This is a genomic window from Telluria antibiotica (assembly GCF_011682055.1).
Classification (GTDB): Bacteria; Pseudomonadota; Gammaproteobacteria; order Burkholderiales; family Burkholderiaceae_D; genus Telluria; species Telluria antibiotica.
The window spans coordinates 183,408-197,798 of record NZ_JAAQOM010000011.1 but is presented as its reverse complement, the minus strand read 5'-3'; the positions used below and the strand labels follow the sequence as shown (position 1 = coordinate 197,798).

At 66.2% G+C, this 14,391-nt stretch carries 12 protein-coding genes; 5 read left to right on the top strand and 7 right to left on the bottom strand.

Annotated elements, in window-relative coordinates:
- Window positions 1–78 precede the first annotated feature (78 nt).
- On the top strand, window positions 79–1,311 hold the full coding sequence (locus HAV22_RS18875) for a pyridoxal-phosphate-dependent aminotransferase family protein (RefSeq protein WP_166861182.1): 1,233 nt from the start codon (window positions 79–81) through the stop codon (window positions 1,309–1,311).
- On the opposite strand, the gene HAV22_RS18870 is transcribed toward HAV22_RS18875, so the two are convergent.
- The 3 genes from HAV22_RS18870 to HAV22_RS18860 all read right to left on the bottom strand — a co-directional run bounded on the left by HAV22_RS18870 (window position 1,312) and on the right by HAV22_RS18860 (window position 5,106).
- On the bottom strand, window positions 1,312–3,471 hold the full coding sequence (locus tag HAV22_RS18870) for a S46 family peptidase (protein ID WP_166861181.1): 2,160 nt from the start codon (window positions 3,469–3,471) through the stop codon (window positions 1,312–1,314).
- 16 nt (window positions 3,472–3,487) lie between these two features.
- Window positions 3,488–4,765, bottom strand: a complete 1,278-nt coding sequence (gene cls, locus HAV22_RS18865) for a cardiolipin synthase (RefSeq protein ID WP_229421313.1) — start codon at window positions 4,763–4,765, stop codon at window positions 3,488–3,490.
- 71 nt (window positions 4,766–4,836) lie between these two features.
- A complete protein-coding gene (locus HAV22_RS18860; protein ID WP_105379201.1) occupies window positions 4,837–5,106 on the bottom strand; it encodes a GlsB/YeaQ/YmgE family stress response membrane protein in 270 nt (89 codons plus the stop codon).
- A gap of 272 nt (window positions 5,107–5,378) precedes the next feature.
- On the opposite strand from HAV22_RS18860, the gene HAV22_RS31270 reads away from it, so the two are divergent.
- On the top strand, window positions 5,379–6,881 hold the full coding sequence (locus HAV22_RS31270) for a hypothetical protein (protein ID WP_229421312.1): 1,503 nt from the start codon (window positions 5,379–5,381) through the stop codon (window positions 6,879–6,881).
- A gap of 164 nt (window positions 6,882–7,045) precedes the next feature.
- Here the strand turns inward: HAV22_RS31270 and HAV22_RS18845 are convergent, their stop codons facing one another.
- From HAV22_RS18845 to HAV22_RS18835, 3 genes are read right to left on the bottom strand one after another with little or no spacing between them, the layout of a single operon-like run.
- Window positions 7,046–7,612: a YceI family protein gene (locus HAV22_RS18845; RefSeq protein WP_166861179.1), complete on the bottom strand. Its 567-nt coding sequence runs from the start codon at window positions 7,610–7,612 to the stop codon at window positions 7,046–7,048.
- A 37-nt stretch (window positions 7,613–7,649) separates the two neighbouring features.
- The gene (locus tag HAV22_RS18840; RefSeq protein ID WP_166861178.1) at window positions 7,650–8,204 is read right to left on the bottom strand and encodes a YceI family protein; all 555 of its coding nucleotides are present in this window, start codon (window positions 8,202–8,204) and stop codon (window positions 7,650–7,652) included.
- Window positions 8,205–8,215: 11 nt separating this feature from the next.
- Window positions 8,216–8,752: a cytochrome b gene (locus HAV22_RS18835; protein WP_166861177.1), complete on the bottom strand. Its 537-nt coding sequence runs from the start codon at window positions 8,750–8,752 to the stop codon at window positions 8,216–8,218.
- A gap of 325 nt (window positions 8,753–9,077) precedes the next feature.
- Between HAV22_RS18835 and HAV22_RS18830 the strand changes: the two genes are divergently transcribed.
- Entirely contained in the window at window positions 9,078–11,027 is a 1,950-nt protein-coding gene (locus HAV22_RS18830; protein WP_229421311.1) for a TOL_0244 family TonB-dependent receptor, read from the top strand.
- A gap of 147 nt (window positions 11,028–11,174) precedes the next feature.
- Here HAV22_RS18830 and purB read toward each other — a convergent pair whose 3' ends face one another.
- The gene (gene purB, locus HAV22_RS18825) at window positions 11,175–12,554 is read right to left on the bottom strand and encodes an adenylosuccinate lyase (RefSeq protein ID WP_166861175.1); all 1,380 of its coding nucleotides are present in this window, start codon (window positions 12,552–12,554) and stop codon (window positions 11,175–11,177) included.
- Between the two features lie 165 nt (window positions 12,555–12,719).
- On the opposite strand from purB, the gene HAV22_RS18820 reads away from it, so the two are divergent.
- Both HAV22_RS18820 and HAV22_RS18815 read left to right on the top strand, forming a co-directional pair.
- Window positions 12,720–13,328, top strand: a complete 609-nt coding sequence (locus HAV22_RS18820; protein WP_166861174.1) for a glutathione S-transferase C-terminal domain-containing protein — start codon at window positions 12,720–12,722, stop codon at window positions 13,326–13,328.
- A 10-nt stretch (window positions 13,329–13,338) separates the two neighbouring features.
- Window positions 13,339–14,352, top strand: coding sequence for a LacI family DNA-binding transcriptional regulator (locus HAV22_RS18815; protein ID WP_229421310.1), 1,014 nt, complete (start codon window positions 13,339–13,341; stop codon window positions 14,350–14,352).
- Window positions 14,353–14,391 lie beyond the last annotated feature (39 nt).

The following is a 14,391-nucleotide window of genomic DNA, read 5'->3' as shown; positions in this document are numbered from 1 at the left end:
TGGGCGGGATGAGCTGCAGATGGCGCGGGTGAAATACTTGATACACTTGTCCGACTGCCAACAAATCGACGAGACCCCATGCATACACAGCCCGAGCCGACCCGCAACGACATCCTCCCGCCGCAGGTGGAGCACCTGAACACCATCCTGCCGGACGATCCCCTGCTCATGATGGGCGCCGGCCCCGTGCCGATCCCCAGCGCGGTCGCGCGCGCGAATTCGGTCGTCATCAACCACCTCGGCGAGACGATGGCGAAGATCATCGGCCAAGTGAAGGACATGGCGCGCTACGTCTTCCAGACCCGCTCGAACTGGGTGCTGGGCGTGGCCGGTCCCGGCTCGGCCGCGATGGAAATGGCGATCTGCAATCTCGTCTGGCCGGGCACGCGCGTGCTCTCGATCTGCAATGGATTCTTCAGCGGCAGGATGGCGGAAATGAGCCGCCGCGCCGGCGCGGACGTCGTCGAGATGAACGAGATCTTCCCGCACTCGATGTCGCTGGAACGGCTGGAGCAGCTGCTCGACCAGCACCGGCCGCACTGCCTGACGCTCGTCCAGGGCGAAACGTCGAACACGACGTTCAACGCCGACGTGAAGAACATCGCGCGGCTGGCGAAAGCGCGGGGGTGTCTCATCATCGTCGATGCCGTGTGCACTCTGAGCACGACCCCGTTCGAGATGGATGACTGGCAGGTCGATGCCGTGATCACGGGCGGCCAGAAAGGGCTGTCGTCGATTCCCGGCGTCTCGCTGCTCGCGTTCTCCGATGCCGCGTGGAGCCGCATCCGCGAACGGCCGACGCCCAATACGCACTGGTGCCTGGACGCGCTGCTGGCCGAGAATTTCTGGCACAAGGCGTCGTACCACTACACGGCGCCCGTGTCGGGCGTGCTGGCACTGCACGAGGCGTTGCGCCTCGTGTGCGAGGAAACGCTGCCGGTCCGCTTCGCGCGCCACCTGCGCTGCTCGACGGCGCTGCAGGACAGCATCGAGGCGATGGGCCTGTCGCTGTTCGCGCCCGCGGCATCGCGGCTCAATTCCGTCGTCGGCATCACCCTGCCGGAAGGCGTCACCAGCCAGGCCGTGTGCTCCACGATCTCCAGCCGCTACCAGGTCGAGATCTCCGGTTCGTTCGGCCTGCCGATCGTCCGCATCGGACAGATGGGCGAACAGTGCCGCGCGCATCACCTGTTCCGCACGGTGCACGCGCTGGGCAGCACGATGCGCGACCTGGGTGCGACCGTCGATCTGCCGGCCGGCATGGCCGAACTGGAGAACTCGCTGCAGCGATCGAAAGCCGACGCCGACTGATCACAACACGCCCATCTCCTTGAGAAGGTTGTCCGCATGGTCGACCTTCTCCATGTTCCACAGGATGTAGCGGATGTCGACCTGGATGTCGCGCGTCGCGCGCGGGTCGAAGTCCCAGTCGGAGATGATGGAATCGAGCGTGTTGTCGAACGCGAGGCCCACCAGCTCCCCGCGCGCGTTCAGCGCGGCGGAGCCGGAATTGCCGCCCGTGATGTCCAAGGTGGCGAGGAAGTCGACAGGGACGGTCTTCAGTGCCGGGTCGGCCCAGCGGCCGAAGTCCTTCGCGCGGATGGCGGCCAGCTGGCGCTCGGGCGCATTGAACTCGCCTTCGCCCGTGTGCTTCGCGACGATGCCTTTCACGGTCGTGAACGCGGTCCATGAACCCGTGCCGTCGGCGCCGTAGTCGCGGCCCTTCACGTTGCCGAACGTGACGCGCAGCGTGCTGTTCGCATCCGGGTACACGGCGCGGCCGCGGCTGTGCAGGTACGCGATCTTCGCCTTCATATAGCCGGCGTAGGCCTTCTGGATGTTCCCCGCGAGTTCGTCCTCTTCCGCCTCGCGTTTCATATCGGCGTCGTACATCGCGACGGCGGCCTTGATGAAGCTGTCGTTGCTGGCCTTGAAGTCCTGCGGGGTCTTCGTCAGCCACGCCGTGCGCACATCCTTGTCCTGCAACTGCGAACCCGCGTAGATGCGGTCGAGGGCCGCTTTCAGCTCGGCTTCGCCCATGCCCGGCCGGATGCCGAGGGCGGCATCGAACGCGGCGTCGTGCTGGTCGGCGGGCTGCGCGTTGTATTGCTTCAGGAAGTTCAGCACGAGGGCCTTGTCGACCTTCTCGTCGTACGTGCGGTCCTGGCCGCCGATGACGGACGCCAGGCGCGGCACGTCGCGTTCCTGGTAGCCGGACTTGCGCTCGATGTCCGGCTTCGTGCGTTCGTTCGCAAGGCGGTACAAGGTGCGCGCCGAGTTCAGGAAGCGCGGCATCGAATAGCCGAGGAAGAAGTCGCGCCGCAGCTCCGCGTCGCGCCGGGCGATCAGTTTTCCGGCCGCCGCGATGTCGGCGCCGAATGCCGCGCGGCGCTGCGGGTTCGCGTCGACCCAGGCCTTCAGCGCCTCGTGCTCGGCCGTCTTGCGCGCAAGGATGTCGCTGCCCGCGTAGCTGGCGAGCATGCCCTTGCGGTTCTTGTAGTAGTTGTTGACGCTCGCGATCTGGCCCGCATACTTCAGGTGCGTGGCCGGATCGTTCTTCGTCTCGCGCTCGATGATGGCGAGCGTCTCGCCCGATGCCTTCACGAACGCGGGGTAGTTCCAGTCGAACGTGAACGCCACTTCCGACGGCAGGCGGTGGCGGTTCGTGCGGCCCGGGTAGCCGAGGGCCATGACGAAATCCCCTTCCTTCACGCCGTCTTTCGCGATGCGCAGCCACAGCTTCGGCCGATACGGGACGTTGTCCTTCGCGTAGTCCGCCGCTTTGCCGTCCTTGCCGACGTAGGCGCGATAGATGCCGTAGTCGCCCGTGTGGCGCGGCCACATCCAGTTGTCCGTGTCGCCGCCGAACTTGCCGATGCCGACGGGCGGCGCGTGCACGAGGCGCACGTCGCGGATCTCGAGCTGCTTGATGCGGTAGAACTCGAGGCCACCGTAGAAGCTCGCGACAGTGCAGCGGCGGCCCGGGTCCTGCTCGCATTCGGCGACGAGGATTTTCTGGTTATTCTCCATCGCGTCCTGGCGCGCCTTGCCCGCCAGCTTGGCGACTTCCGGCGTGATCACGCGGGTGCTGACGTTCGCGACGTCTTCCGTGACGAACACGCGGCTGCCCGGCGCGGCCGGCAATTCGTCTGCCATCGTCTTCGCGAGGAAACCGTCGGCGAGCAGGTCGCGCTGCGGCGTGGAATTCACGGCCACGCTGTTGTACACGCAGTGGTGGTTCGTGATCACGAGGCCTTGCGGCGACACGAACGACGCCGAGCAGCCCCCGAGGCTCACGATCGCGCCCAGCGGGAAATCGGTCAGCCGCGCGAGGCTCGCCGGATCGAGCTTGAGGCCGTCGGCCTTGAGCTGCTTCGCGACTTGCGGCAGCTGCTGCGGCATCCACATGCCTTCGTCGGCATGCGCGGCGATACTGGCGAGGATGGCGAGCGAGAGAACGGGCGGTTTCATCGCGTGTCCTGCGCGATCAAAGCTGGGTCCCGATCAGGTCGGCCAGCTTGCCGCCGATCTTTTCCGAGAACGGCCGGTTCTCCCATGCCTGCAAGGTGATGGGGCGCGCGTGCTTCCAGTCGTCCTCGAACACGGCTTCCTGCTGCTTGGCGAAGCCGGCGTCGAGCACGTTCAGGTTCGCCTCGTCGTTGAGGATGAACGAGCGGTTGTCGAAGTTCGTGGAGCCGACGGAGACGAGCAGCGAATCGACGATGAGCGCCTTCACGTGGTACATCGTCGGCTGGTACTCGGCCATCTTGATCCCCGCAGCCAATAATTCGCCCCAGCGCTCGCGCGACGCGGCGCGCACGACGTCGGAATCGATGACGGGACCGGGCGTGATGATGCGCACGTCCACACCCCGTTTCGCCGCCGCGATGAGGGCCTTGATGGCCAGTTTGTCCGGCACGAAATACGAGTTCGACAAATGAATCGTGCGGCGCGCTGCCGTGATGGCGAGCAGGTACATCAGGTGCATGCTCTCGCTGCCGCCCGTCGGCGAGCTGGCGAACATCTGCGCGGGCATGTCGCCCTTCGCCGTGAGCGCGGGGAAGTAGTCGGGGCCGTCGAGCACGGCGCCCGTCGCCTTCGTCCAGTTGTCGTTGAAGACGGCCTGCATCTGGCCGACGACGGGGCCTTCCACGCGAAAATGCGAGTCGCGCCAGTGGTCGGGGTCTTGCGCGTGGCCGCGCCATTTGTCGGCGATGCCCACGCCACCCGTGAAGCCGACCTTGCCGTCGACGATCAAGAGCTTCCTGTGCGTGCGGTTGTTCAGGCGCGCGAGCTTCCACCACACGGGCTTGTGATAGCGGTGCACCTCGACGCCGGCCTTGCGCATCGCGTCGAGCGATGCGTCGTCGATCTTCATGCTGCCGATCCAGTCCAGCAGCACGTGCACCTTGACGCCGGCGCGCGCCCGTTCCGACAGCGCTTCCGTGAATTCGCGGCCGATCGTGCCTTCCCAATAAATATACGTTTCGAAGCTGACCGACTTCTGCGCCGAGCGGATCGCGTCCAGCATGGCGGGGAAGATCTGGTCGCCGTTGAGCAGCGCGTCGGCCTTGTTGCCCTCGACGATGGGCGGACCCAGCAGCACGCCCAGCGAGCGGCGGAACTGCGGGTCGTCCGTGTCGTATTGCCGGGTCAGCTGCGTATCGATCTTTTTTTCGCCGGGCGAAAAATTCAGCACGAGCAAGCCCGCCACGAGGGTGACGATACAGGTGATGAGGACGACCATGGGACGTTTGATGCGCATGAGTTCGGGTTCCGGACGTAAAAAAACCAACGCCAGCCGACGTTGGTTTTCAAAGCGGGGCTTGCACCTGCTTAGCGGACGCGGCCGCGACGCAGCAGATTCACGATGGCGAGCAGGATGACGGCGCCCAGGAACGACACGAGCAGCGACGAGACACTGAAGTCATCTGAATTGATGGTGCCACTGCCGAATAGCGGAGACAGCAGCCAGCCACCCAGGAAGGCTCCGATGATACCGACCACGACATTGAGAATCATGCCTTGCTCAGCATCCGTTTTCATGACCATGCTGGCGAGCCAGCCGAGCACACCACCAACGACGATCCAGATAATGAATAACATGTTGAGTCCTCCTCAAGTTGGAAAAAACATACTCCAGGCCAATTGAATGCCGAGGCCATGTGCAAAGTCTAGTGATGCACACGGTACGGGGTCGGTGCGCTGCCGAACGTTAGACGCGCAATCCGGCGTTGTGTTCTCTTGTGGTGCGGAATCTCCCCGCCAGAGTGCGTCATCGAACAGAAGGTCGTTGTTGGGCAGGCATATCGTGTAAATCACCTTGCATCACCCGACCCCGGCACTCCGGACCACATCGATTACCGAAAGGATCCATCATGGCTACTTACGACACGACAACGACGACGACGACCAAAGACAATCGCATGATCACCGGCCTGTTCCCGGACCGTGACAGCGCGGAGCGCGCCTACAATGCGATCTCGACCCGCGGCTACACGAAGGACGACGTCAACCTCATGATGTCGGACTCCACCCGCAAGACCTTCGCCGACTCCGAGACTGAGCTGGGCAGCAAGGCCGCAGAGGGCGCCGCTGCCGGCGCCGGCATCGGCGGCACGATCGGTGCCGTGCTGGCCGGCGTGGCCGCCATCGGCACCTCGCTCGTGATCCCGGGCGCCGGCCTCGTCATCGCCGGTCCTCTCGCGGCAGCGCTCGCCGGTGCGGGCGCCGGCGGCATCACCGGCGGCCTGATCGGTGCACTGATCGGCGCCGGCATTCCGGAAGAGCGCGTCAAGCACTACGAGGAAGGCATCAAGAACGGTGGCATCGTGATGGGCGTGACGCCGCGTTCGGACGAAGACGTTGCCTACCTGAACCAGACTTTCGTCGATAACGGCGGCTCGCACGTGATCGGCACCGGCATCGGCGCGGCAGCAGGTGCCGCCACCGGCGCCGCCCTCGGCGCGGTCGGCGGTCCGATCGGCATGGCGGCCGGTGCCGCGATCGGCGGCATCGCGGGCGGCATGGCCGGCAAGGGCGTGGGCGAAGTCGTCAATCCGAAGCCGGGCGACGACCTGGGCGAACACTATCTGGCCAAAGGCACCGGCGCAGGCGCGGGCGCAGCGATGGGCGCGGCGGCCGGTTCCGTGGCAGGACCCGTGGGCGCGCTGGCCGGTGCGGCGATCGGCGGCCTGGCTGGCGGCGCAGCGGGCCGCGGTGCGGGCGAAGTGGCGAATCCGCATTCGGAAGACCGCCTGCATGAGCACAACCTTGCCCAGGGCACGGGTGCCGGCGCGGGAGCACTGACCGGTGCAGCCGTCGGCAGCGCCGCAGGGCCGATCGGCACCGTCGCGGGCGCAGCCATCGGCGGCATCGCGGGCGGCATGGCCGGCAAGGGCGCGGGCGAAGTCGTGAACCCGAAACCGGGCGACCAGCTGCATGAGCACAACCTGGCCGGCGGCGTCGGCGCGGGCGGTGGCGCAGCGGCAGGTGCCGCGCTGGGCGCCGTGGGCGGCCCGGTGGGCATGGCAGCGGGTGCCGCGATCGGCGGCATCGCCGGCGGCATGGTCGGCAAGGGCGCGGGCCACCTCGTCAACCCGACGGCGGAAGACGCGTACTGGCGCACGAACTACCAAACCCAGCCGTACTACAGCACGGGCTACACGTACGACGATTATTCGCCGGCCTATGCGCTGGGCTACAACAATGCCGGCCGCTTCCCGAGCTACGACATGGCCGAGCCGCACATGGCGGACGAATGGGACCGCATGAAGGGCCAGTCGCGCCTGTCGTGGGAGCAGGCCAAGTCCGCCAGCCGGGCCGCGTGGGACCGCGTGGAGCGTGCGATGCCGGGTGACCTGGATCGCGATGGCCGTTGATCGACGGTACGCGAACGTTCGGTGGGGTGAATGATGCCGGGGGCATCATTCACGAGCCGTAGGGTGGGCACCCCGTGCCCACCACCATCGTTCGCGGCACCGCAAAAAAAGACAAAGCCCCGCGGCCGTTGCTGGCCGCGGGGCTTTGTCGTTTGCTGTCGGGATTACTGCTTGACGGCTTCGACCTGGATGGCCAGCTTGACTTCCGGCTTGAAGCCCATCTTGACGCCGTAGTCGACGCCGAAATCGGCACGGTTGAACGTGGCCGACGCGTCGGCGCCGCACACTTCGCGCTTCAGCATCGGGTGCTGGATGCACTTGAACTGGCTGATGTGCAGCGTGACCGGCTTGGTGACGCCGTGCAGCGTGAGCTCGCCGTCGACGGACGTCGGCACGTCGCCCTTGAACACGAGCTTGCCCTTGTAGTTCGCGGTCGGGTACTTGGTGACGTCGAACATGTCCGGGCCCTTGGCGTGCTCGTTCAGCTTGGTGTGGCCGAAGTCCAGGCTGGTCGCATCGATGTTGATGTCCACGGTGCCCGTCTTGTTCGCGCGATCGAGGACGATGGTGCCGTCGGTCTTGTCGAACTTGCCGCGCCAGTTCGACAGGCCGCCGAAGTGGTCGGCCTCGAAGCTCGGGAAGGTGTGGCCGGAATCGACCTTGTAGACGTCCGCGAAGGCGGCGCTGGAAGCGAAGACGGCGGCGAGCAGGGCGAGATGCTTGAGTTTCATGTAAGACGATCCTTTGACTTGAACGGTGGGTTGTTGATTACTGTCCCGCGGCAACGCGGAACTTGATGACGACTTCGTCGGCGACCATGCTCGTGTCTTTCCACTCGCCTTCGCCGATGTTGAACGCCAGCCGCTTGATGGGCAGCTGGCCTTCGAAAACCTGTTTGCCGCCTTCCGGCTTGACGGTGACGGGGAAGGTCACGTCCTGGGCACGGCCCTTGATCGTGAGCTTGCCCGACACGGAGAGCTTGCCCGCGCCGGCCGGCTTGATGGCGGACGACACGAAGGTGGCCTTCGGAAACTTGGCCGAGTTGAACCAGTCCTTGCCCGCCACTTCCTTGTTGTACTCGGCCTCGCCGATGTCGAAGCTCGCGGTGTCGATGTCCATGCGCGCGCTCGCCTTGTCCGGATGCGCGGCGTCGTAGTCGATCTGCGCGGCGAAGCTCTTGAACTTCGATTCGACGGGCACGTTCATCTGCTTGAACACGGCCGAGACGCTGCTGTGCGCCGCGTCGGTCTTCAGCGGCACGGCGCTGGCGATCAGGGTGACGCCGGCGAGGACGGCAGCGAGGGTGCCACGGGTAAATGTCATGGATATCTCCTTCAAAGGGAACGGCCCGGCAGCATGCGTCCGAGCGTGCCGTCGCGGTCGATCAACTGGTGCTTCAGGGCGGCTGCCACGTGCAGGCCGACGAGGCCGGCCATGACCATGTTCAGCCAGTAGTGGATGGGCTTCAGCGTTTCGGCCAGTGCCGGGTTCTTGGCAATCAGCACCGGCAGCTGGAACAGGCCGAAATAGACGACCGGGAAGCCGGCCGCCAGGGTGTAGAAATAGCCGGACAGCGGCACGGCGAAGATCAGCACGTACAGCAGGTGGTGCAGGCCGTGGGCGGCACCGCGCTGCCATGCGGGCATCGAGTCGGGCAGCGCCGGCGGACGATTCTTCAGGCGCCACAGGATGCGCAACGTGGCCAGCAGCAGCACGGTCACGCCGGCCCACTTATGCCACGAAAAATACTTCAGCTTCGTGGGCGAGATGCCGGGCATGTCCGTCATCACGAGCCCCAGCGTGAACGCGCCGATGATCAGCACGGCGATCAGCCAGTGAAGCACGATGGCGGTCGGGGTGTAGCGCTGCATGGGGTCTCCGATCAATTAGTACGCGTTAGAACTAAATCTTACCAAATCCGCTGGCTTAAGCATTAAGCAGCCTGCATTTCCTTGGACGCACTAGCATGACTTGCGTGCGGACGTGGTTTTGCAATACGGACACTTTACCTGTTCCAAATATTGTGCGGAAGCCACCTGGGCGGATAACTTTGTTCAACCAGCGGCACAATCCGTGGTACGTTTGCCAGTCTCTACCGTACGTACGAGAAAATCCGTCCTGCATGAAGGTAAAATATTGAGAAAATGGATTTATAAAACATAATGGTTGGGAAATGATTATTTCCTTCGATAAGCGATGAACGCGATGGGCCGCACCTTCCCCTGGACCTTGCTGCTGGCCGGCCTGGCGCTGGCACAGCCGGCACGCGCAGACGACTCGGTGCGGCGGCCAGCCGGGGAATTCGCCGACCTGTCGATCGAGGAACTGGCGAACATCGACGTCACGTCCGTGTCGCGCCGGCCCGAGCGCCTGCAGGACGCGCCGGCGTCCGTGTACGTGATCACGGCGGAAGACATCCGGCGCGCGGGCGTTCGCAACCTCGCGGAAGCGTTGAACCTTGCACCCAACGTGCAGGTCGCGCGCGGCAGCAACACCAACTATTTCATTTCCGCGCGCGGCATGAACGGTACGAGCAACAGCCCGGCCAACAAGCTGCTCGTGATGATCGATGGCCGCTCCGTGTATTCCCCGCTGTTTTCCGGCGTGTTCTGGGACGAGCCGGACGTGATGCTGGAAGACGTCGAACGCATCGAGGTGATCAGCGGCCCGGGCGGCACGTTGTGGGGCGTGAATGCCGTCAACGGCATCATCAGCATCACGACGCGCCACGCGCGCGACACGCAGGGCGATCTGCTCATGCTGCGCGCCGACAGCGACGGCGGCGCGGCCGCGTTCCGCCACGGCGGCGCCATGACGGGTGGCGCGTGGCGCGCGTACGCGAAGGTGTTCGGTCGCGCCCGCAGCGAACTGGCGTCCGGCCAGTCCATCGACGACGACTGGACGCAGGGCCAGGCCGGGTGGCGCGGCGACTGGCAGCGCGGCGCCGAGCGCTTCAGCGTGAACGCCAACGCGTGGCGCGGGCGCGAGGGCCAGCCGGCGCCGGGCGTCATCGGCGCGCCGGGCGCGGACCAGGGCCTGGGCGACATCACGATCCACGGCGCCAACGTGACGGGACGCTGGGAACACCTGCTCGACGGCGGCGGCAGCGTGACGGCGCAAGCGTATTACGACTACCGCTACCGCCGCGTGCCCCCGACGTTCAGCGACGCCGTCGACATCGCCGACCTGCAGCTGCAGCACGCGCTGGCGCCGCTGGGCCGCCACAGCATCGTGTGGGGCGGCGAATACCGCTACAGCTGGGACCACGTCGGAAACAGCCGCTTCGTCGCGTTCCTGCCCGCCAGTGACAAGCAGGCATGGGCCAGCCTGTTCGCCCAGGACGAGGTGGCGCTGCGCGACGACCTGCGCCTGACGGCCGGCGTGCGCTGGGAGCGCAATCCGTACACGGGCGCGGAATTCCTGCCGAACGTGCGCCTGTCCTGGCGCGCCACGCCGGCGCACGCGTTCTGGGCCGCCGTGTCGCGCACGGTGCGGGCGCCGTCGCGGCTGGACGTGGATGCCTATGTGCCGGGGGCGCCGCCGTATTTGCTGGCGGGCGGCCGCAGCGTGCGCGCCGAGACCGCGCGCGTGTTCGAGCTGGGCTACCGCGGCCAGGCGGGGCAGGTCGTGTCGTATTCCGTGACGGCGTACCGCAACCTGTACGACCACCTGCGCACGCAGGACGTCACGCCCGACGGCAGCGCGATCGTGTTCGGCAACCTGATGGAAGGGCGGTCGCGCGGCCTCGAGGCCTGGGGCAATGTGCAGGTGACGGACGCCTGGCGCCTCGCGGCGGGCGCCACGGTGCTGCATGAGGAATTCACGTTGAAGCCCGGGAGCGGCGACGAAGGCAGCGTGCTGACGACGGGCCGCGACCCCGCGTACACGGCGCAGCTGCGCTCCAGCCACGTGCTCGACGAGGCACGCGAACTGGAGGTGGCCGTGCGCCGCAACGGCCCGCTGGGCTACCCGGACGTGCCGGCCTACTGGGCCATCGATGCCCGCTTTGGCTGGCGCTGCGCGCCCGGGGTGGAGTTATCGGTGATCGGCACGAACCTGAACGGCGGCCATGCGGAATACGGGGTTGCGCCCACGCGCAGCGAGGTGCCGCGGACGGTGGGCGTCAAATTGACGTGGCAGCGCTGAAGTACGCGTCGCGGTAACAAACACATGGTGGGCACGGGGTGCCCACCCTACCGGTAACGCAAACGTAGGGTGGGCGGCCTCCGCCCACCAACTGTCAGCGTCGCGGGAACACATGGTGGGCACGGGGGTGCCCACCCTACGCGGTGTTTAGATGGCTTTGGCCAGCTGCGCCGCCAGACCCGTGTAATTCGCCGGCGTCATCGCCAGCAGCAGGTCCTTGGCGTCCTGCGGAATCGCCAGCTTGCCGATGAATTCCTGCAGCGCGTCGCGCGTGATGCCCTTGCCGCGCGTGAGTTCCTTCAGCTGCTCGTACGGGTTCTCGATGCCGTAGCGGCGCATCACGGTCTGCACCGGCTCGGCCAGCACTTCCCAGTTCGCGTCCAGGTCCTGGGCGAGGCGGGCCGGGTTCACTTCCAGCTTGTTCAGGCCGCGCAGGCAACTGTCGTACGCGAGCAGCGCGTAGCCGAAGCCCACGCCGATATTGCGCAGCACGGTGGAGTCGGTCAGGTCGCGCTGCATGCGCGAGACCGGCAGTTTATCCGCCATGTGGCGCAGCATGGCGTTGGCGAGACCCAGGTTGCCTTCCGAGTTCTCGAAGTCGATCGGGTTGACTTTATGGGGCATCGTCGACGAACCGATCTCGCCGGCCTTCAGCTTCTGCTTGAAGTAACCGAGCGAGACGTACGTCCAGATGTCGCGGTTCAGGTCGAGCAGGATCGTGTTCGTGCGCGAGACCGCGTCGAACAGCTCGGCCATGTAGTCGTGCGGCTCGATCTGGATGGTGTACGGGTTGAACGTCAGGCCCAGGCGCTGCTCGATGACGTTCTTCGAGAACGCCGGCCAGTCGAAGCCCGGGTACGCGGACAGGTGCGCGTTGTAGTTGCCGACGGCGCCGTTCATCTTGCCGAGGATTTCCACGTCGGCGATGCGCTTCACGGCGCGCTGCAGGCGGGCGACGACGTTCGCGAATTCCTTGCCGAGCGTGGTCGGGCTCGCAGTCTGGCCGTGCGTGCGCGACAGCATCGGCAGGTCGGCGTTCGCGTGCGCGATCTCCGTCAGCTTGGCGATCACCGCCTGCAGCGACGGCAGCAGCACGCCGTCGCGCGCGGCCTTCAGCATCATGCCGTGCGACGTGTTGTTGATGTCTTCCGACGTGCACGCGAAGTGGATGAATTCGGACGCGGCGACCAGTTCCGGCACGTCCTTCACTTTCTCTTTCAGCCAATACTCGACGGCCTTGACGTCGTGGTTGGTGACGGCCTCGATTTCCTTGATGCGGGCGGCGTCGCTGTCCGAGAAGTCGGCGGCCAGCTTGTCCAGCAGGGCGCCGGCCTGCGCGGAGAACGGCTTCAGCTCGGCGAAGCCGGCCTGCGACAGCGCCTGCAGCCAGGCGATCTCCACTTTCACGCGGTGGTGCATGAAGCCGGCTTCCGACAGGATCGGACGCAGCTTGTCGGTCTTGCCGGCGTAGCGGCCGTCCAGCGGGGACAGGGCCAACAGGGTCGAGGAGGAGGCGGTAGAGGTCATGGGAGGACGGAAGCGGTGAGTGCAAAAACGAGATTCTACCATCGGCAGCCTGGGGCCGGCCGCTTTGTCAAGTCTCATTTGGCCACCGTTGCACGCGGTTCCCGTGCGTTCGGCGGGCGATAGGCCGATGCTATACTGTATGCCAATCTCCATTACTGAGCATTTATGAAACTCATCGGTTCCTTCACCAGTGCCTATGTGCGCAAGGCGCGCGTCGTGCTGGCAGAAAAAAAGCTCGATTATCAGTTCGAGCTGGAAAATGTCTGGTCGGCGGAAACGAAGATCGCGTCGTCGAACCCGCTCGGCAAGGTGCCCTGCCTCGTGATGGAAGACGGCAGCACGATGTACGATTCGCGCGTCATCGCCGAATACCTCGATACGCTGACCCCCGTGTGCAAGCTGCTGCCGCCGAACGGCCGCGACCGCGCCAACGTCAAGGTGTGGGAAGCGCTTGCGGACGGCGTGCTCGACGCGGCCGTGCTGGCCTACCTGGAACGCACGTGGCGCCCGGCCGGGCAGCAGAGCCAGGCCTGGTTCGACCGCCAGATGGGCAAGGTGCACGGCGGCCTCGCGGTGATGGCCGAAAACCTGGGCGAGCAGCCGTTCTGCATGGGGATCCATTACACGCTGGCCGACGTCGCCGTCGGCTGCACGCTGGGCTGGCTGGCGTTCCGCTTCCCGGACATCGCCTGGCGCGACACCCACCCGAACCTGGCGCGCCTGTTCGACAAGCTGTCCGAACGGCAGTCGTTCAAGGACACGGTCCCGCACTGACGCCCGCCCAATGACGACGCCATCCCGGCGGTTGCAGATGGCCGATATCGCACGCCTGGCCGGCGTGTCGACGTCGACCGTGTCGCGCGCGCTCAGCCACAGTCCCCTCGTCAACCAGGAGACGCGCGACCGCATCCTCGACCTCGCGCGCTCGCTGAACTACACGATCAACATCGGCGCGCAGAATCTGCGCCTGCAGCAGAACCGCACGGTGGCCGTCGTCATCCCGATCGACCAGTCGTCGCGCCAGCAGCTGTCCGACCCGTTCTTCCTGTCGATGCTGGGCAGCCTCGCGGACGCGCTGAGCGAGCAGGGCTTCGACACGCTCGTCTCGCGCGTCGACGCCGACCGGGTCGATGCGGCCTCCGCGCCGTTCGACGGCGGCCGCGCAATCGGCGTGATCCTGATCGGCCAGGGCCGCCATCACGACCAGCTGAACAAGATGGCCGCGCGCGGCGTGCCGTTCGTCGTCTGGGGCGCGCAACTGCCGCAGCAGTTGTACACGACGGTCGGCGGCGACAACGTGACGGGCGGCCGCCTCGCGACGGAACGCCTGCTGGCGCAGGGCCGGCGCCGCATCGCCTTCCTCGGCGACACCACGCTGCCCGAAGTCGAACAGCGCTACCGCGGCCACGTGCAGGCGCTGGCCGCGCACGGCATCGCGCCCGACCCGCAACTGCAGGTTGCCGTCTCCTTCCTGCCCGAGAGCGGCGGCCAGGCCGTGGCGGAACTGGCGCGCCGCGGCGTCGACTACGACGCAATGTTCGCCAGCAGCGACCTGCTCGCGATGAAAGCCATCCACGCCATGCGAGCGCAGGGCCGCGACGTGCCGGCCGACGTGGCCGTCGTCGGCTACGACGATATCGAACTGTCCGGCTACTTCCACCCGCCGCTGACCACTATCGGCCAGCCGCGCGACGTCGCCGCACGCGCGCTCGTCGACGCGCTGCTCGTCCTCGTCGACGGCCGCAGCGCGCCGTCCGTCAAGCTTCCCACCGAACTGATCGCCCGCGCCAGCGCCTGAGCGGCCGATTTGCCGCAGTGCCCTGTGCAAGCTTATTTG

Bases quoted from the DNA above. Each gene is read 5' to 3' on its own strand.
- HAV22_RS18875 (WP_166861182.1), top strand. From the start codon at position 79: ATGCATACACAGCCCGAGCCGACCCGCAACGACATCCTCCCGCCGCAG.
- HAV22_RS18870 (WP_166861181.1), bottom strand. From the start codon at position 3,471: ATGAAACCGCCCGTTCTCTCGCTCGCCATCCTCGCCAGTATCGCCGCG.
- HAV22_RS18845 (WP_166861179.1), bottom strand. From the start codon at position 7,612: ATGAAACTCAAGCATCTCGCCCTGCTCGCCGCCGTCTTCGCTTCCAGC.
- HAV22_RS18840 (WP_166861178.1), bottom strand. From the start codon at position 8,204: ATGACATTTACCCGTGGCACCCTCGCTGCCGTCCTCGCCGGCGTCACC.
- HAV22_RS18860 (WP_105379201.1), bottom strand. From the start codon at position 5,106: ATGTTATTCATTATCTGGATCGTCGTTGGTGGTGTGCTCGGCTGGCTC.
- HAV22_RS18815 (WP_229421310.1), top strand. From the start codon at position 13,339: ATGACGACGCCATCCCGGCGGTTGCAGATGGCCGATATCGCACGCCTG.
- HAV22_RS18820 (WP_166861174.1), top strand. From the start codon at position 12,720: ATGAAACTCATCGGTTCCTTCACCAGTGCCTATGTGCGCAAGGCGCGC.
- purB (WP_166861175.1), bottom strand. From the start codon at position 12,554: ATGACCTCTACCGCCTCCTCCTCGACCCTGTTGGCCCTGTCCCCGCTG.
- cls (WP_229421313.1), bottom strand. From the start codon at position 4,765: ATGCGCATCAAACGTCCCATGGTCGTCCTCATCACCTGTATCGTCACC.
- HAV22_RS18835 (WP_166861177.1), bottom strand. From the start codon at position 8,752: ATGCAGCGCTACACCCCGACCGCCATCGTGCTTCACTGGCTGATCGCC.
- HAV22_RS31270 (WP_229421312.1), top strand. From the start codon at position 5,379: ATGGCTACTTACGACACGACAACGACGACGACGACCAAAGACAATCGC.
- HAV22_RS18830 (WP_229421311.1), top strand. From the start codon at position 9,078: ATGAACGCGATGGGCCGCACCTTCCCCTGGACCTTGCTGCTGGCCGGC.